The sequence below is a fragment of the Brachybacterium sp. AOP42-C2-15 genome (genome assembly GCF_052377065.1).
In the GTDB taxonomy this organism is placed as follows: domain Bacteria; phylum Actinomycetota; class Actinomycetes; order Actinomycetales; family Dermabacteraceae; genus Brachybacterium.
Genome location: NZ_JBQSWK010000011.1, coordinates 47,875 through 65,825 on the forward strand (window position 1 = coordinate 47,875; position 17,951 = coordinate 65,825).

At 70.0% G+C, this 17,951-nt stretch carries 14 protein-coding genes and 1 pseudogene; 7 read left to right on the forward strand and 8 right to left on the reverse strand.

Translation table 11 applies throughout. The features are described from left to right. Window positions 1-100: 100 nt before the first annotated feature. From ACT3SQ_RS07990 to ACT3SQ_RS08000, 3 genes are read right to left on the reverse strand one after another with little or no spacing between them, the layout of a single operon-like run. A complete protein-coding gene (locus tag ACT3SQ_RS07990; RefSeq protein WP_441445346.1) occupies window positions 101-1,033 on the reverse strand; it encodes a carbohydrate ABC transporter permease in 933 nt (310 codons plus the stop codon). Beyond that, window positions 1,030-1,914: a carbohydrate ABC transporter permease gene (locus ACT3SQ_RS07995; protein ID WP_441445345.1), complete on the reverse strand. Its 885-nt coding sequence runs from the start codon at window positions 1,912-1,914 to the stop codon at window positions 1,030-1,032. The genes ACT3SQ_RS07990 and ACT3SQ_RS07995 overlap by 4 nt, the downstream gene beginning before the upstream one ends. Continuing rightward, a complete protein-coding gene (locus ACT3SQ_RS08000; RefSeq protein WP_444599110.1) occupies window positions 1,911-3,149 on the reverse strand; it encodes an ABC transporter substrate-binding protein in 1,239 nt (412 codons plus the stop codon). Before ACT3SQ_RS08000 ends, ACT3SQ_RS07995 begins: the two co-directional genes overlap by 4 nt. A 459-nt stretch (window positions 3,150-3,608) precedes the next feature. On the opposite strand from ACT3SQ_RS08000, the gene ACT3SQ_RS08005 reads away from it, so the two are divergent. The 3 genes from ACT3SQ_RS08005 (at window position 3,609) to ACT3SQ_RS08015 (ending at window position 7,562) form a co-directional block, all read left to right on the forward strand. Continuing rightward, window positions 3,609-5,306 (forward strand): sodium:solute symporter family protein, encoded by a 1,698-nt coding sequence (locus ACT3SQ_RS08005; protein ID WP_441445343.1) that lies wholly within the window; start codon window positions 3,609-3,611, stop codon window positions 5,304-5,306. A gap of 22 nt (window positions 5,307-5,328) precedes the next feature. Continuing rightward, on the forward strand, window positions 5,329-5,667 hold the full coding sequence (locus ACT3SQ_RS08010; RefSeq protein ID WP_441445342.1) for a hypothetical protein: 339 nt from the start codon (window positions 5,329-5,331) through the stop codon (window positions 5,665-5,667). Window positions 5,668-6,014: 347 nt separating this feature from the next. Next, window positions 6,015-7,562: a S10 family peptidase gene (locus ACT3SQ_RS08015; protein ID WP_441445341.1), complete on the forward strand. Its 1,548-nt coding sequence runs from the start codon at window positions 6,015-6,017 to the stop codon at window positions 7,560-7,562. Between the two features lie 189 nt (window positions 7,563-7,751). Here the strand turns inward: ACT3SQ_RS08015 and ACT3SQ_RS08020 are convergent, their stop codons facing one another. Beyond that, on the reverse strand, window positions 7,752-9,245 hold the full coding sequence (locus tag ACT3SQ_RS08020; protein WP_441445340.1) for a dihydrolipoyl dehydrogenase family protein: 1,494 nt from the start codon (window positions 9,243-9,245) through the stop codon (window positions 7,752-7,754). Between the two features lie 51 nt (window positions 9,246-9,296). On the opposite strand from ACT3SQ_RS08020, the pseudogene ACT3SQ_RS08025 reads away from it, so the two are divergent. From ACT3SQ_RS08025 to ACT3SQ_RS08035, 3 genes and pseudogenes are all read left to right on the forward strand, one after another. Then, window positions 9,297-11,268: pseudogene (locus tag ACT3SQ_RS08025) on the forward strand (glycoside hydrolase family 15 protein). A gap of 90 nt (window positions 11,269-11,358) precedes the next feature. Next, window positions 11,359-12,837: an NAD-dependent succinate-semialdehyde dehydrogenase gene (locus tag ACT3SQ_RS08030; RefSeq protein ID WP_444599111.1), complete on the forward strand. Its 1,479-nt coding sequence runs from the start codon at window positions 11,359-11,361 to the stop codon at window positions 12,835-12,837. A 157-nt stretch (window positions 12,838-12,994) separates the two neighbouring features. Then, window positions 12,995-13,972, forward strand: coding sequence for a hypothetical protein (locus tag ACT3SQ_RS08035; protein ID WP_441445338.1), 978 nt, complete (start codon window positions 12,995-12,997; stop codon window positions 13,970-13,972). A gap of 50 nt (window positions 13,973-14,022) precedes the next feature. Here ACT3SQ_RS08035 and ACT3SQ_RS08040 read toward each other — a convergent pair whose 3' ends face one another. From ACT3SQ_RS08040 to ACT3SQ_RS08055, 4 genes are all read right to left on the reverse strand, one after another. Beyond that, window positions 14,023-14,610: a PTS sugar transporter subunit IIA gene (locus ACT3SQ_RS08040; protein ID WP_441445337.1), complete on the reverse strand. Its 588-nt coding sequence runs from the start codon at window positions 14,608-14,610 to the stop codon at window positions 14,023-14,025. A gap of 167 nt (window positions 14,611-14,777) precedes the next feature. After that, window positions 14,778-15,626: an aldo/keto reductase gene (locus tag ACT3SQ_RS08045; protein ID WP_441445336.1), complete on the reverse strand. Its 849-nt coding sequence runs from the start codon at window positions 15,624-15,626 to the stop codon at window positions 14,778-14,780. Window positions 15,627-15,689: 63 nt separating this feature from the next. After that, entirely contained in the window at window positions 15,690-16,163 is a 474-nt protein-coding gene (locus tag ACT3SQ_RS08050) for an NUDIX domain-containing protein (protein ID WP_441445335.1), read from the reverse strand. Next, the gene (locus ACT3SQ_RS08055; protein WP_441445334.1) at window positions 16,160-16,711 is read right to left on the reverse strand and encodes a PTS sugar transporter subunit IIA; all 552 of its coding nucleotides are present in this window, start codon (window positions 16,709-16,711) and stop codon (window positions 16,160-16,162) included. The genes ACT3SQ_RS08050 and ACT3SQ_RS08055 overlap by 4 nt, the downstream gene beginning before the upstream one ends. 124 nt (window positions 16,712-16,835) lie before the next feature. On the opposite strand from ACT3SQ_RS08055, the gene ACT3SQ_RS08060 reads away from it, so the two are divergent. After that, a complete protein-coding gene (locus ACT3SQ_RS08060; RefSeq protein WP_441445333.1) occupies window positions 16,836-17,792 on the forward strand; it encodes a sugar-binding transcriptional regulator in 957 nt (318 codons plus the stop codon). Window positions 17,793-17,951 lie beyond the last annotated feature (159 nt).

Below are 17,951 nucleotides of genomic sequence, written 5' to 3' on the forward strand. Positions count from 1 at the left end.
TCCCGGCGCCTCACCGCCCCCACATGACGCTGGTCGGGCACCGGCGCCTGAGCATCGGTGCCCGACCATGGGTCAGGCTGTAAGGGTCAGGCTGTAGGGGTCAGCCCTTGACCGAGCCCTCCGTGAGGCCGCCGCGCCAGAAGCGCTGCAGCACCAGGATGAGGATCGCCAACGGGATCACCGAGAGCAGGGCGCCACCGATGGTGAGCTGGTAGAACTCCGGCAGCCGGTCCGTCTGGGCCCGCCAGTTGTCCAGGCCCAGGGTGATCGGGTAGAGCTTCTCGTCGGCCAGCATCACCAGCGGGAGCATGTAGTTGTTCCAGATCGCGACGAACTGGAACAGCAGGATGGTCACCAGAGCCGGGGTCAGCTGCGGCAGCGCGAGGCGATGGAACAGGCCCAGCTCCCCCACCCCGTCGATCCGGCCCGCCTCGAGCATCTCCTCGGGCACCGCGGCGCTCGCGTAGATCGAGGCGAGGAACAGCCCGAAGGGGCTCACCAGCGAGGGGATCAGCACCGACCAGTAGGTGTTGGTGATGCCCATCGAGCTGAACAGGAAGAACAGCGGCAGGGCGACGGCGGTGCCGGGGACCAGCACGCCTCCCAGGACCAGCGCGTACACGAAGTTCCGGCCCCGGAAGCGGTACTTGGCCAGGGCGTAACCGGCGGCGGTGGCGAAGTAGGTCGCCAGCACCGAGCCCACCCCCGCATAGAGCAGCGAGTTCAAGCCCCAGCGGGGAAAGATGCCGCCGTTGGCGTCGAGCACGGCACGGAGGTTCTCCAGCAACTGGAAGTCCTCGCCGAACCAGAAGCCGCCGGTGCCGAACAGATCCTCGGTGGACTTGGTGGCGTTGATCAGCACCCAGTAGACGGGGACCAGGAAGTAGAGCGCCACGATCACCAGCAGTGCGGTGATGATGATCGTGGTGGTGGGCTTGCGGCCCGCATCACGAGAACCGGCGCGGGAGTCCTTGGCCGAGTCCCTGCGACGCCCTGCGGGGCGAGTCGTGGTGGTGGTGTCGGCGGTGCTCATGAGCGCTTCTCCGTCCAGTTGGAGACTCCCAGCGCAACCGCCGAGAGCAGGAAGGCGGCCAGTGCGATGATCACGGACTGCGCCGCCGCCATGCCGATGTCGTTGTACTGGAATGCGAAGGCGTAGGCGGACATGTTCGGGGTGTACTCCGAGGTGATGCCTGCGCTCATCGTCTGCAGCAGCCGCGGCTCGGCGAACAGCTGCAGGGTGCCGATGATCGAGAAGATGATCGTGAGCATCAGGGCGGGGCGGATCAGCGGCAGCTGGATCGCCATCGCGACCCGGAACGAGCTCGCACCGTCGAGCTTCGCGGCCTCGTACAGATCACCGGGGATCGACTTCAGCTGCGCGATGATGATCAGCATGTTGTAGCCGGTGTAGGTCCAGGTCACGATGTTCGCGATCGACCACAGCACCATGCTCGGGCCCAGGAAGTCGACGTCGATCCCGACCACTGCGAGGACGTCGATGATCGGCGAGAGACCGGGGATGTACAGGAAGGACCACAGGATCGTGGCGATCACGCCGGGGATCCCGTAGGGCAGGAAGTAGGTGGCGCGGAAGAAGCCCGGCCACTTCGCCGAGGCGCTCTCCAGCAGCAGCGCCAGGATCGTGGCGGCCACGATCATCACGGTCACCTGCACCACGCCGAACAGGATCATGCGCCCGATCGACTCGATGAAGTTGACGTTGGTCAGCGCGGCGAGATAGTTGTCCAGGCCCGCGAAGACGCTCTCGGTACCGCCCTCGCCCAGCAGGCCCTTGCGCTCGACCCGGGTGAAGCTGTAGCCGATCGCCATGATGATCGGGATGATCATGGTGCCGATGAACAGGATCAGGAAGGGTGCCAGCAGCACCCATGGGGCAGTTCTCGATCTCATCGTGCCTCCTCCGCGTTCAGGCCGATGGTGCGCATGATCTCGACGATCTCCGTCTGCGCTGCGGCGAACATGTCTGCGAGCGGGACTTCGCCGGTGACGGCGGTGGTCATGCCGTCCCCGACGATGGCCTGGACGCGCTGCATCAGCGGTGCCCAGGTCCACTCGAGGTTCTGGCCCTCGGCCATCGGGACGATGACGTCTTCGTTGTAGTTCTGTCCGGAGAAGAAGTCGTCGGGCTGCTGGCGGATCTTCCCGATGTAGTCGGCCGCCGGGGACCAGCCGATGCCGGAGTGCTCGATCATGGCGTCGATCCCGGCGGGGTCGGTGCACATCCAGGTCAGGAACTCGAGCGCCTCGGCCGGATGCGCGCTGGTGGAGGAGACCGCTGCGGCCGATCCGCCGTGCCCGCCCGAGGCATAGCCGTCGGGCCAGGTGGGCATGGGCGCCACGGCCCATTTGCCCTCGCCGCCGGGGATGGTCTTGGCCAGCGCATCGGACCAGGACCCGCTGATGGAGGCGAGCACGTTCCCGTCGGCCGCCGCGGCGTACCAGGGGGTCGTGAACGAGCCGTATCCGGTGCCCACCAGCTTCTCGGCGAAGATGCGGTCCCAGTACTCGGCAACCCGCATCGAGGCGTCGCCGGTCATGTCGACGATCCAGCCGTCACCCTCGGGACGGAACCAGTTCGCGCCGGCCTGCATCACCCAGGCGATCGGGTGGGAGCCGTCGGAGGGGTCCAGGCTGATCAGCATCTTGCCGGCCTCGGAGACGATGCCCGCCGTCTCGTAGAACTCATCCCAGGTGGCGGGGACGGAAAGGCCCAGCTCCTCCTCGAGCACCTCGCGGTTGTAGAAGGTGGCCACGGGGCCGGTGTCCTGCGGGACGCCCCAGATGGTGTCGCCGACCTTCGCCTGGCTGATGGCTCCTGGATCGAACAGGGACTCCTGCTCGTCGAAGCCGTAGCGGGAGAGATCCACCAGGGCGCCGGCGAGGGCGAACTCGGGGATCTGGCGCAGCTCGACCTGGGCGATGTCCGGGCCGCCGCCGGCGGCGATGGCGGAGAGGATCTTCGCGTAGCCGCCGGTGTTGCCCCCGGGTATCCAGGTGGCGTCGACCTGGATCCGGTCCTGCGACTCGTTGAAGACATCGCAGACGTTTTGCAGGTCCTTGAGCCAGGCCCAGTAGGAGAGGTGCACCTTGCCCTCCGCGGGCGGAATGGTGGGTGCTGCATTCACCTCACCGGGGTTAGGCGGCGCGCAGGCGGCGAGGCCGGCGGCGACTGCCGCTCCGCCCCCCGCCAACGCGGCTCGGCGTGAAAGACGTGGCGTCATCGCTCTCCCTGTCACAATTCGTCGGTGAATTCCACCCGAGCATAGCGTCGATCCGGTGGATGGCAAGGATGCTACCGTGAACGTTCACGATTTGAGAAGGGGGCGCGATCCGGCGCGCCGCGCAGCCCCGCCGAGCCCCTCACCGCGCGCTGCCCCGGGCCCCGCAAGAGCCCCGCTCAGGGCCCCGCAGATGCGGTAAGCACCACACTGCCGCCCTCCTGGCCCGCAGTTGCCCGCATCCGGCGCCCATGACGAACTACCCGGTGGTAACGTCACGCTCCGGCACCTCCAGATGCCGCATCACCTGCGCCCGCCGCGGCCTTCGCCGCCACCGCGCCCTCCCCGTCCCCAAGGAACTGCTTCATGGTCGACCTCCGCCTCGACGCCCAGTGGATCGACTACGCGATCATCGCGTTGTACTTCGCCTTCGTGCTCGGAGTGGGCTGGTACGCCAAGCGCGGCGTCTCCACCTCCATCGAGTTCTTCCTCTCGGGCCGCTCGCTGCCCGCCTGGGTCACCGGCCTCGCCTTCATCTCCGCCAACCTCGGCGCCGTCGAGATCATGGGCATGTCCGCCACCGGCGCCCAGTACGGCATGCCGACCATGCACTACTTCTGGGTCGGCGCCGTCCCGGCGATGCTGTTCCTGGGCGTGGTGATGATGCCCTTCTACTACGGCTCCAAGGTGCGCTCGGTCCCCGAGTTCATGCGCATGCGCTTCGGCACCGGGGCGCACCTGGTGAACTCCATCAGCTTCGCCGTCGCGCAGCTGCTGATCGCCGGCGTGAACCTCTCGCTGCTCGCCACCATCGTGAACCGCCTGCTGGGCTGGCCGATGTGGGTGGGCCTCGTGCTCGCCGCCGCGTTCGTGCTGTTCTACATCACCGTGGGCGGGCTCTCCGCCGCGATCTACAACGAGGTGCTGCAGTTCTTCGTGATCGTCGCAGCGCTGCTGCCGCTGACCCTGATCGGCCTGCACCGCGTGGGCGGGTGGAGCGGGATGAAGGAGCGCATCGCCGGTGACGGCATGCTCGGCGAGGAGCAGCTGCACACCTGGCCCGGCCAGGCGCTCTCCGGCTTCGACAGCCCGGTGCTGTCCGTGGTGGGCATCGTGTTCGGCCTCGGCTTCGTGCTCTCCTTCGGCTACTGGACCACGAACTTCGTGGAGGTCCAGCGCGCGATGGCCAGCAAGTCGATCACCGCCGCCCGGATGACCCCGATCATCGGCGCCTTCCCCAAGATGCTGATCCCCTTCATCGTGATCGTCCCCGGCATGATCGCCGCGATCCTGGTCGGCGAGCTCACCGAGTTCAAGCAGCTGGACGTGGGCGGGGACGCGGCCGGTGCCGCGGCCACCGGCGTCACCTACAACGACGCCCTGCTGCTGCTCATGCGGGACGTGCTGCCCAACGGCCTGCTGGGCGTGGCGATCGCCGGCCTGCTCGCCGCGTTCATGGCCGGTATGGCCGCGAACATCTCCGCCTTCAACACGGTGGTCAGCTACGACCTCTACCAGCAGTACGTGAAGAAGGACGCGCCCGACGGCCACTACATGAAGGTGGGCCGCATCGCGACCGCCGCGGCCTGCGTGATCGCGATCTTCACCGCACTGATCGCCGGGCAGTTCTCGAACCTCATGGACTACCTGCAGACCCTCTTCGGATTCTTCAACGCCCCGCTGTTCGCGACCTTCATCCTGGGCATGTTCTGGAAGCGGATGACGCCGACGGCCGGCTGGGCCGGCCTGGTCTCCGGCACCCTCGCCGCCGTCGCCCTGTGGAGCGCCTCCACCTTCTTCGGCGTCTTCGAGCTGCCGGGCCAGGGCCTCGCCTTCGTGAGCGCCGCGACCGCGTTCGTCGTCGACATCGTGGTCTCGGTGATCGTCACCCGGTTCACCGCCCCGAAGCCCGCGCATGAGCTGAAGGGCCTGGTCTACTCGGAGACCCCGAAGGCAGACCTCGTGGATCCCGAGGAGAAGGACCTGCCCTTCTGGCGCCGTCCCGCCCCCATGGCCGGCATCGCCCTGGTCCTGGTCATCATCCTGAACATCGTCTTCGCCTGAGCGCGGACGGAAGAGAGAACCCATGAGCACACACAAGGATCAGAACCCGACCGCGGACCGCGGATCCGGCACCCCCGAAGCCGCTGCGGTCCGGACCGCAGGCGCCTTCGACATCCGCAACTTCATCGGCTCCCTGCTGGGCCTGTTCGGCCTGGTCCTGCTGGGGATGGGCCTGTTCGCCTTCACCCCCGTCGAGGCCGCGAAGACCGGCGGGCTGAACGCCAACCTCTGGGCGGGACTGGCGATGCACATCGTCGGGATCCTCTTCATCCTGTGGACGAAGCTGGACCCGATCCGGATGGTCGTGCGCGAGAACGAGGACGGCGCGGAGGAGCCCCGCGACATCGCGGCGCTCGACTGAGCACGTCCCTCCCTGGCCTTGCCCCACCTTCCTGGCCCCGGACACACCGGGCAGGAGCCAAGACCTCGCGGCGAAGGACGCGCTGGAGGAGCCCGGCCCCAGACACGCCGTGCGCTCGCCATCGAATCCACCGATATCTTCCGTTCCTGGAAGATATCGGTGGATTCGCGCGTTCCACGCCTGCGTGTCGCGGCGCGACGAGCCGCGGGCGACCGGGCCACCAGGTCACCAGGTCACCAGGTCACCCCACCAGGCACCATCCCCGGGTGCGCGCTCCCCACCTGGTCCTTGCCCTGCGCAGCTCGCATACCATCGATGCCGACACCGCATCCGATGAAGGAGCATGAGTGACCGACCAGCCCCGCCCCGCCAGCACCCACGAGAACACCGCCACCGTCCCGTCATCCGCCGCCGAGAAGCCCGCCCGTGAGGACCACCTGGTCACCACGCTGCACTCGCTCGCACTCCCCGACGGGACGCTCGACTACACGGCCACCGCCGGCACTGTGGTGCTGAAGGAGGAGCCCGAGGGCGAGGAGTACGGGCGCGGCGCCGCCTACGCGGAGCTGTTCTCCGTCTCGTATGTCGCCCAGGGCGTCGAGGGTGCGGGGCCGCGTCCGGTGATGTTCGCGTTCAACGGCGGTCCGGGCGCCTCGACGGTCTGGCTGCATCTGGGCCTGCTGGGGCCGCGCCGCGTGGATTCCGGGGATGCCGGCTCCCCGACCGCTCCCCCGCACCGACTGCTGGACAACCACGAGACGATCCTGCGCGACGCCGATCTCGTGGTGGTCGATGCGATGACCACCGGCTACTCCCGTCCCGCACCCGGGCAGAAGCCGGATCGCCATCACGGGCTCACCGCCGACCGCGATCTCATCGCCGCGTTCATCATCGACTGGCTGAGCCGCAATCAGCGCTGGACCTCCCCGATCCACCTGGCCGGGGAGTCCTACGGCACCACCCGCGCCTCCGCGGTCGCCGCGCACCTGATGGACCGCTACTACGTGGCCGTTGCCGGGATCGCGCTGATCTCCCCGGTACTCGACTTCGGCACGATCGTGTTCTCCGAGGGCAACGACAGCCCGTACATCCATTACCTGCCCACCTATGCCGCGATCGCCCATGCGCACGGCAAGCATGAGGGCCGGCTGCTGCAGGACGTGGTCGACGAGGCGGAGGCCTTCGCCGAGCAGGAGTACCCGGCGCTGCTCGCGGCCGGTCTGCGCCTGGCACCTGAGCAGACGCAGGAAGCCGCGGCCCGCATCGGCGCACTGATCGGGGTGGACCCGGACTGGGTGGAGCGCGCGGACCTGCGCGTGGAGCATCTGGCCTTCCTCGCCGAGCTGCTGCGCGATCAGGGCCTGGTCACGGGTCGCATCGACGGTCGCTTCACCGCCCCGGCCGGGAACGGGAACTCCGCGAGGATGGAGACCGATCCGTCGATCGATCAGCTCGCCCCGTCGTACACCGCGGCGATCAACCAGTATCTTCGCAGCGAGCTCGAGTTCTCCTCCGACGTGATCTACGAGATCATGTCCGGCCGTGTCCATCCGTGGAGCTACAAGGATTTCGAGAACCGCTCGGTCGAGGTCGCCTCGGACCTCTCCCGGCTGCTGCGGAAGTCCCCGCACACCAAGGTGCTGGTCTCCCACGGCTATCACGACGCCGCGACCCCGTTCCACGCCAGCGAGACCGTGCTCGCCCAGCTCGCGATCCCGCGCGAGGACTACAGCGAGCGGATCCGCATCGAGTACTACGAGGCGGGGCACATGATGTACTGCCACGAGCCCAGCCGGCTCGCCCTCTCGCAGCACCTGAGCGAGTTCGTCACCGGCGCGGAGCCCGCAGGCACTGACGACGCGGAGGCCGATGTGGACGCAGACGCCTCGGAGTGACCTGCCCGGACCGGGCGGCCCTGCTCGCGGAGCCGCCTCCTGCCCACCCAGTCGTGAGTTCCGTGCGGCTAGCGACCCCGGAACTGCACACTTCTCACGACTCGATCAGGAGTCAGCACCAGATCAGGTCTCAGCACGGCACTGCGCCTCACTGCGCCGCACCTCGCGTCTTCCCGACCCTGGCTGCGCTCAGCCCAGCAGCGGTGCCAGCTGCCCGAGCGTCTCGTTGAGCGCCTCGGTCGAGGAGGGGTGGGTCCAGATCCCGTTCTTGAGCTGGGTCGCGGTGGTGCCGGTGCGCATCGCGAGCGCGAGAAGGTTGATGACCTCCTGGGCGTCGACGTGGAACAGTCGCGCGCCGAGGATCTGATCGGTCTCCGCGTCGACCACGATCTTGACCAGGCCTCGTGGATCGGCCACCGCCTTCGGGCGCGGCATCGCCTTGATGGTCGCGACCTGCTGGCTCGCCACCAGGATCTTCCGCCCCTCGGCGAGCGCCTCGGTCTCGGTGAGGCCGACGGCCGCGAGCGGCGGGGTGAGGAAGATGGTGGTCGGCACCGCGATGCGGTCGGTGGTGGTGCGGCCGGACGCGCTGCCCCCGGACGCGCTGCTCCCGGAGGTGCTGTTCCAGGGCGCACTGCTCCCGGAAGTGCTGTTCCAGGAGGTGCTGCGGTTCCCCTCGCCGGTCAGCTGGGAGAGCACCACCCGGAAGTCGTCGAGGGACAGGTAGGTCTGCTGCTCACCGCCGTGCACGTCCCCGATCGCGAACACGCCCTCGGCGCTGGTGCGCAGGTGCTCGTCGACGGTGATCGCGCCGCGCTGGTCGGTCTCTATCCCCGCGGCCTCGAGCCCCAGCCCATCGGTGGCGGGGCGTCGGCCGGTCGCGAGCAGCACCGCGTCGGCCTCGATCCGCTGCTCGTGTCCCCCGCCGTCGGCCACCACGGTGGCGCCGGACGGGCCATCCTCGATCGCCTGCGCCGAGGCGGAGTTCAGCACGGTGATCCCGTCTCCCTCGAGCACGGCGGCGACCTCGCCGGCGACGTCCGCGTCCTCTCCGGGCAGCAGCCGCTCGCGACGGTTCAGCACTGTCACCTCGGCCCCGTAGCCCGCGAACATCGAGGCGAACTCGAGTCCGATCGGTCCGGCGCCGATGATCACGAGGCGGGCGGGGAAGGGGTCCACATGCTGCAGCGAGGTCGAGTCATGCACCCGTGCGGAGTCGAGGCCGGGCAGGTCCGGACGTACCGGAGAGGCGCCTGTGTTCACGATGACAACTGGCGCGGTCACGGCCAGGCTGTCCGCCCCGCCGGTGACCTCGACGGTGCGCTCGCCGGTGAAGCGGGCCCGGCCGTCGATCAGGGTGACGGCGTCGAGATCGGCGAGCATCGCATGGTTGACCTCGCGCATCTTCCCCACCACGGTGTCGCGGCGGGTGACGGCACGGGCCCAGAACTGCTGGGGGTCCTCGCCGTCCCGTCGCTGCTCGGCGTCGTGGATCAGGGTCTTGGTGGGCACGCAGCCGATGTTGATGCAGGTGCCCCCGTGCATGGACTCGAACTGCTCGATCACCGCGACCCGTCGGCCCGCGGCCCCGAGCGTGGCGGCGAGGGTCTTGCCTCCCTTGCCCCAGCCGATCACCAGGATGTCGAAGGAGAGGGTCTGGGCGGTGCGCTGCGCTGGAGCCATGAATCCATCGTAGACCTCCCCGATCCGCCCCCGCCGTGATGGACTGGCAGCATGGCTGCACCCCTCATCGAAGACCACGCCCGGCTCTCGGATCAGCGCACCACCGCGCTCGTCACGCGCGAGGGGGATATCGACTGGCTGTGCCTGCCGCGCTTCGACTCCGACGCACTGTTCTGCTCGTTGCTGGGGACGGAGGAGCACGGGCACTGGTCGTTGCGCATCGCCGACGGCGAGGTCCTCTCACGCCGCTACCTTCCCGGCACGATGGTGCTGGAGACCACGTGGCGCTCCCCCACCGGCACGGCGACGGTCACCGAATTCATGCCGGTCGCCGGAGGCGACGCCTCCACCCCCGAGGCGGAGAGCTCCGACTCGGCCTTGCCAGGCACCGGACCGGCGGACCAGTACGAGGACGGGGACCAGGACGGCGACCAGAGAGACGCTGAACCCGATGACGAGCGCGACGACGAGGGCGAGGCCTCGGGCTCTGCGTCCGGCTCCTCCCCCGGCTCTGCGGGGTCCCTGCGCGGTGACACCGAGGATCACGCCGATCTGGTCCGCCTGGTGCGCTGCACCGGCGGCGAGGTCGAGGTGGTCCAGGAACTGAAGATCCGGTTCGAATACGGGCTGGCAGCGCCCTGGGTGCGCCGGGGCGAGGATGTCGCCGGGGAGAAGGTGCTGATCGCGATCGCCGGCGGTGACGGGATCGCGCTGCACGGACCGGCGCTGACCGCCGGAGAGAACCGCTCCCATCAGGGACGCCACCGCCTTGGCGCCGGGGAGGAGACCGCCTGGGTCCTCACCTGGTTCCCCTCCTGGCTCGAGGTGCCTCCGGTGCAGGACACCCGCAGAGAGCTCGAGCGCACCATCGCGGAGTGGACGGGCTGGCTGGGACAGGTGCGGGTCGATGAGGAGCATGCCCAGCCGGTGGCCCGCTCCCTGCTGGTGCTGAGGGCCCTGACCCATCGCCGCACCGGCGGGATCGTCGCCGCGGCCACCACCAGCCTGCCGGAGGACTTCGGCGGGGTGCGCAACTGGGACTACCGCTTCTGCTGGCTGCTGGCTGCGGGACGCGGCGCTCTCGCTCGAGGCGCTGCTGACCCACGGGCACGTCGACGCCGCCGCCGGGTGGCGGGAATGGCTGCTGCGCGCGATCGCCGGGGATCCCGAGCGGCTGCAGATCATGTACTCGATCACCGGGGACCGGAACCTGCTGGAGCGGGAGCTTACGCACCTGCCCGGCTACGAGGAATCCGCGCCAGTGCGGATCGGCAACGGTGCCGCCGGTCAGTTCCAGGCCGACGTGGTGGGCGAGGTGATGATCGCCCTGGCGATGATGCGCGATGCCGGCGTCGAGGAGACGCAGTGGTCCTGGCCGCTGCAGAAGGCGCTCGTGCGCTTCACCATCGACCGCCTGGACGAGCCCGATCAGGGTATCTGGGAGATGCGCGGGGAGCCCGCCTTCTTCACCCACGGCCGGGTGATGGTCTGGGCGGTGTTCGACCGCGCGATCGATGCGGTGCGCCGCCATCACCTGCCGGCGAGCGCCGAGGATCTGGCGCTCTGGGAGCGGCTGCGGGAGCAGGTGCGCGAGGAGGTGCTGACCCGCGGCGTCGGCCCCGACGGCGCATTCACCCAGACCTACGACTCCACCGAGGTGGACGCCTCTCTGCTCCAGATCCCGCACACCGGGTTCCTGCCGGCGGATGATCCGCGCGTGCTCGCCACCGTCGCGCGGATCGAGCAGGACCTGCACGTGGAGAACGGGCTGATCCTGCGCTACCGCACCCAGGGCCAGGACGGCCTGCCCGGCGATGAGCATCCCTTCCTGGTGTGCTGCTTCTGGCTGGTCGAACAGTACGCCTCCTCCGGCCGCACGGCCGATGCCGAAGCCCTGCTCGACACCCTGCTGGCCGAGGAGTACGACACCGGGGCCCGCCGCATGGCCGGGAACTTCCCCCAGGCCTTCAGCCATCTGGGACTGATCCGGGCCGTGGATGCTCTGGCCGTGGCGCGCGCCTGACCGGGCGGCGCCCGGCCGGACGGTCGGCGAACGCTCGCACGGCGGGTGCAGACTGGGAAGGACCCCCGACGACCACAGGAGGAGCACCCCATGACCCACCGCCCTGCCCTCACCCCCGCCACGATCACCGAGCTGCTCGAGCGCACCCCGCGCAGCTCCTTCGTAGGCGGCAGCTTCCTCGGCGGCACGCCCTCGCTCGAGGTGATCGACCCGGCCACCGGCCAGGCACTCACGCAGGTCGTCGACGCCGACGCCGCAGCGATCGGCATGCAGGCCCTCGAAGCGGCGCACACCGCCCAGGAGGACTGGGCCGCGACCACCCCGCGGGAACGCTCGGAGATCCTGCGCCGCGCCTACGAGCTGTGCCACGAGCGGGCCGATGACCTGGCGGCGCTGATGACTCTCGAGATGGGCAAACCGCTCGCGGAGGCCTATGGCGAGGTCACCTACGGCGCGGAGTTCCTGCGCTGGTTCAGCGAGGAGGCGGTGCGCCTGCCCGGCCGCTTCCGCCACGCCCCGGCCGCAGACCACGCGATCGTGACGGTCGCCCGGCCCGTCGGCCCCACCCTGCTGATCACTCCGTGGAACTTCCCGCTCTCGATGGGCACCCGGAAGATCGCCCCGGCGCTCGCGGCCGGCTGCACCGTGGTGCTCAAGCCCGCCCAGAAGACTCCGCTGACCTCGCTCGCGCTGATGGCCATCCTCGCCGAGGCGGGTGTCCCGGACGGGGTGGTGAACTGCGTGGTGACGAGCGATTCGAAGGGCCTGTCCTCCACGCTGATGGCTGATCCCCGGCTGCGGAAGGTGTCCTTCACGGGCTCCACCGGCGTGGGCCGCACCCTCATCGCGCAATCCGCCGAGCACGTGCTGAAGACCTCCATGGAGCTGGGCGGCAACGCCCCGTTCCTGGTGCTGCCCTCCGCAGACGTCGACACCGCGGTGGAGGCGGCGATGCTCGCGAAGTTCCGCAACAACGGTGAGGCCTGCACTGCCGCGAATCGCTTCTACGTCCACTCCTCGGTGGCCGAGGAGTTCACCGCGAAGCTGGTCGAGCGCACCGAGCAGCTGGTCCTCGGCCCGGGCGCGGAGGCGGGGACCACCCTCGGCCCGCTGATCGACGAGGCCGGGCTCGAGAAGGTCGAGGAGCTCACGGCCGACGCGGTCGACCGTGGCGCACGGGTGCTCACCGGGGGCACCCGGAGCGAGGGTCCGGGCTTCTTCTTCCCGGCGACCGTGCTCACCGACGTGCCGCGCGAGGCGCGGATCCATCGCGAGGAGATCTTCGGGCCGCTGGCCCCGCTGACCGTGCTCGATGACGTCGAGGAGATGACCGCCGCGGCGAACGACACCGAGTTCGGGCTGATGGCCTACGTCATCGCGGAGGATCTCCGCGAGATCACCGCGGTGACCGGCCGGCTCGAATCGGGGATGGTCGCGGTGAACCTCGGGGTCGCCTCCGATCCGTCGGCCCCCTTCGGCGGGGTCAAGGAGTCCGGGCTGGGCCGTGAGGGCTCCCATGAGGGCCTCACCGAATTCCTCGAGACCACCTACGTGCGCCTGCCGCTGTGAACTGGTAGGACGTCGGCCCGCTCGTCGGAGGTCGGCGACAGAGATTTCAGCAATCGATTGCACCAGGGCTCGCGAGTCGCTACGGTCGTGCCGGAAGGTCCCATCAACGACCCCCGCCTCCGTCCAGAGCCGGGCGCGGCGACACAAGGAGCTCGACGTGCGCACCATCTCCCGATCCGCAGTTGCCCTGTCCACCATGGCCCTCGCCTCCGCCAGCCTCGCGCTCGGCGCCGGCAGCGCAAGCGCTGCCCTGACCACCTACTGCGACGGGGAGGCATCGGGCGTGACCGTCCCCGGCGACCTCGTCGTCGCCAAGGACTCCTCCTGCGTCCTGACCGACGTGACCATCGAGGGCGAGGTCCGCGTCCAGGCCGGCGGCGATCTCCTGGTCACCGACACCTCGGTCGCCGAGCGGGTGGTCGTGCAGGCTGATGGCTACTTCGATGGGACCGGCGCCGAGATCGGCGGCAACATCGTCTCCCGGGGCGGATACGGCGTATACCTCGACGCCTCCACCGTGGGCGGCAGCTACGTGGGCCGGGCGGCCGAGGACGCTGAGCCCTTCCTCTACTCCTATGACACCGCGATCGACGGCCGCGTCACCGTGGCCCAGGGACTCGTGCATCTGCAGACGGTGACCGTCGGCGGTCACCTGACCAGTGAGAACTCCCTCTACACGGATATCCTCGACTCCACCGTCGCCCGCGATCTCACCGTCACCAGCGCCGCCGAGGGAACCGCGCTGTGCGGCAGCGAGGTCGACGGCGCGGCCACCTACACCGGCAACGCCGGCGTGCAGATCGGGACCGGCGGCGCGCTCATCGACTGCGAGGACCCCAACTACCTCGGCGGAGACCTCACCATCTCGGACAGCACCGACGGGGTGGACGTCACCGACAACATCATCCGCGGCGACCTGACCGGCTCGGGCAACGACCCGGCGCCCACCGGAGCCGACAACCGGGTCCGCGGCGCAGCCAGCGGTCAGTTCGCCGAGCTGGCTCCGGCCGCTCGCACCATGAGCACCCAGTCCTCGACGCAGGATCACCAGCAGGAGCTGGACGACAAGCGCGCCGAGCGGCGCGGCTCCGCCGAGGAGGCCGCCGAGCTCTCGGGCCCGGCTGACCTGCGCTGATCGCCCCGGTGCGGTCGGCCTCTGCGAAGCAGCCGCAGCACCCCGGCGCCTCAGCCCGCGAGCCACTCCCGGGCGCGGCGCTCGAGATCCGCGTCATCGGTCGCGGCGAGCAGCTCGCGCACACCCTCGGGCTCCTGCAGCCGGGCCACCAGGTCCTGGAGCGCGGTGAGCTGGCTGTGCGAGTCGGAGAGCACCAGCATGACGATCAGCTCCGCCCAGATGGTGCGCTCCCCGGACGAGCCGATCTCACCGAACGCCACGGGGTCTCGCGGGATCGCGATGGCGAGACCCGGGGTCAGCACATGCTCCGGGTCGGTGTGCGGGATCGCCGCGGGCACCAGAGTGGGCAGGCCGGTGGGCTGCTTCGCCTCGCGCAGCAGCACCGCGGCTTCGAAGGAGTCGGTGACCGCGCCGATCTCCCGCAGCCGGGCGGACAGCGCCCTCAGCGCGACGGGAGCATCGTCTGCCTCGAGGCCGACGATCGCGGCGCCGGGCAGAACGGTCGCACCGCCCAGCGACACCTCCGCGGTGCTGTCACCAGCGGTGCTGTCAACGGCGGCGATGTCAACGGCAGGGTCGGCCGTGCTGTCAGCAGCAGCGTTGTCAGCAGGGGCGCCGTCGGCGCTGTCCTCGTTCATGCTCCGGCTCCTTCATGCGCCACACTGCGCTCTGCCTGCTCCACGACCTCAACGGTGAGGTGCGGTGGGCTGTCGATCCTGCGCTGTCCCGACGCCGGTCCTGTCCCGGCGCCGGCCGCAGCAGGATCCCCAGATCCTAGTGCGCGTCCTGCCCGGAGGGCGCCGGTTCAGGCGCCCTGGTGCCCGGCGAACTCATCAGGGTTCGGGCCCCGGCGGGCGCCGGCACCCTTGTCCAGCGCGTTGATCTGCGCGATCTCGTCCTCGGTGAGGGTCAGCTCGAGGGAGGCGAAGTTCGAGTCGATGCGCTCGGGGGTGACGGACTTCGGGATCACCACGTTGCCCAGGGCCAGGTTCCAGGCGATCAGCACCTGCGCGGGGGTGGCGCCATGGGCCTCGGAGATCTGGGTGATGACGAGATCCTCGAGCTCGCCGCCGCCCTGACCGAGCGGTGACCAGGACTGGGTGACGATGCCCTTGCCGGCATGGAACTGACGCAGCTCGGACTGGTGGAGGTACGGGTGCAGCTCGATCTGGTTGAGCACCGGCAGCACACCCGTCTCGGACTCGAGCGCGATGATGTCCTCGATTCGGAAGTTCGAGGTCCCGATCGAGCGGATCCGGCCCTGCTCCTGCAGCTCCACGAGCGCCTTCCAGGTCTCCACGGCGAGGCCCTTGGAGGGGGCGGGCCAGTGGATCAGGTAGAGGTCGAGCTCCTCGAGGCCGAGATCCTCCATCGTCGCGTCGAAGGAGGCGAGGGTCTTGTCGCGACCCTGGTCCTGATTGGGGACCTTAGAGGTCACGAACACCTCGTCGCGGGCGAGGCCGGAGGCCTTCAGGGCCTGGCCCACCCCCGCCTCGTTGTTGTAGCCGCGGGCGGTGTCCACGTGGCGGTAGCCGGCCTCGAGGGCCCTGACCACGACCTCCGCGGCGACCGCGTTCTCGACCTGCCACACGCCGTAGCCGAGCTGTGGGATCGAGCGGCCGTCACGGAAGGCGATGCTGGGCGAGGTGGTCATGATGCTCCTTGCTCTGGGGGCACGGCAGGTGGCCGCGTAGGTCAGCCCTTCCAGACTAGCGGCTCAGGCCCGGCTCACTCCCAGGGAGATCGGCCGGTCGCTGGGGTCGGACTCGAGCCAGCGGGCGAGCGCGGGCGGTTTCACGTCGTAGCCGCCGAGGCGGTCCAACGGCAGCCAGGCAGTGCCCGCCTGGCGGCCGTCCGGAGCGGTGCCCTCGCCGGGCTCCTCCCCCTCGGCCAGCCCGCACCAGTAGGCCACGTTGACCTGATGGAAGGGCGCGATCGGGGAGTCGTCGCGCACGCTCCGCTCGGTCATGAACTCGTACAGGCAGGCCACCTGATGCACCTCGACGCGTGCACCGATCTCCTCCTGGCACTCTCGGATCAGGGCGGTGGGCTGGTCCTCGCCGTGCTCCTGGCCGCCGCCGGGCAGCTCGAACATCTCGTGCCCGGCGGGGTGGACGTAGCGGTTCATGAGAACCTGCCGGTTCCGGACGATGAGCGCCTTCACGGCCACCCGGGGAGTCCTGGAGCTCATGCGCCGGCCCCCTCATTCCCGCTGGCGGGCGGGGCCTGATGCCCGGGCGGAAGGATGCTCGCCAAGCGCAGCTCGAACCGTCGGCGCAGCTCCTCGTCATCGGTGGCATCCAGCAGGTCCTGCACGGCGGTCTCGTCGCTGAGCAGGCCCATCAGCTGCTGCAACGCTGCGAGATGCTCACGGGTGTCGGTGAGCAGCGGCATCGCCACCAGGCGCACCTCGACGGTGCCCTCGCGGGTGCCCATCTCCCCGAACGTCACGGGGCGGGCGAGCGTCGCCACCGCGAGTCCCGGCGCCACCACGTGCTGCGGATCGGCATGCGGGATCGCGGTGGGGATCGGTGTGGGCAGGCCGGTGGGATAGGTCCGCTCCCGGGTGCGCAGCGCCTCGGGGAAGTCGACGGTGACCGCCCCGGCGTCCAGCAGCCGGCCCGCGAGGGAGAGAAGCACGTCCTCGCTGTCGGAGACGTCCAGGTGGGCCAGGACCACGGTCAGGACGAGGGGCGTGGCGGGCCCCTCGGCCGCAGGCGGCGTCGGATCTGTGCTCATGGTTCCTCCCCGGGTGGCGACCCCCTGATTCTGGCACCTTCCCGCCGCCCGCCTGCGTACCCTGGGCTGATCCGGCCGGGCGCGTCCTGCGCGCGCCGCCAACCCCATATGACCAGGAGTGCCCATGCCTGCCCCTCGAGACTCCGCCGTCGTGGTGCGGGCGGCGCGGCTCTATTACGAGCAGGGTCGATCACAGACGGAGGTCGCGCAGGAGCTGGGGCTGTCCCGCTCGAACGTCTCGCGGATCCTCACCCAGGCGCGGGACCGCGGGATCGTGGAGATCACGATCCATGACCCGGAGGGTCCGCCGCGCCGTGACGAGGCCCTCGAGGCGGCGCTGCGGGCCGCGTTCTCCCTCCGTGCGGTGCATGTGGTCTCCGCCCCGCGGGCCACGGCGATGGAGTCCGTGGCTCGCGAGGGTGCCGCGATGCTCGCCGAGCGGGCGGCGGGCGTGCGCAGCATCGGGGTGTCCTGGGGGCGGACGGTCCAGAACGTGGTCACGCAGCTGGAGACCCTCCAGCTGCGGCCCATTCCGGCGGTGCTGCCGCTGGTGGGCGGGCACAGCGCACTGGACCAGTTCGATTCCGGGGACTCCGTGCTGAAGGTGCTCGCCTCCCGTCTGGGGGCGACGCCGCAGACCCTCTACGCCCCGGCGGTGCTCGAATCTGCGACCACGGTGGCGACGCTGCGCGCCGAGTCCAGCATCGGCAGGGTGCTGGCGGCGGCCGCGCAGGTGGAGCTCGCGCTCGTGGGCATCGGCTCGCACGGGGTGCATTCCTCCCCGCACGTCCTCGAGCTGATGCGGCTGAGCGACTCCGAGCGGGCCGTCTTCGAGGCCCAGCAGCCGGTGGGTGATGTCTGCGGGCGCTTCATCGACGCGCACGGAGTGCCCCTGGGGGCGCCGACGGATCAGCGGGTGCTCGCGGTGACCTTCTCGGAGCTGCTGCGGATCCCCGAGGTGCTGGGAGTGGCCGCCGGGGCGGAGAAGGCGGAGGGGGTGCTCGGAGTGCTGCGCAGCGGAGCGATCGACACCGCGGTGTTCGACGTCGACCTCGCCCGCGAGGTGCTGGCCCGGGCCTGAACGTGCTGACGGACCGGACCGGACCGGACCGGCCGATTCCGAGCCAGATCCGGCCATTTCTGGCTCGGAATCGGCCGATCCTGGTGGCGCGCTACGGCAGCGCAGGGCGGGCGGCGGGCCGCGGCAGCGCAGGACGGACAGCGCGCCGCGGCAGCGCCG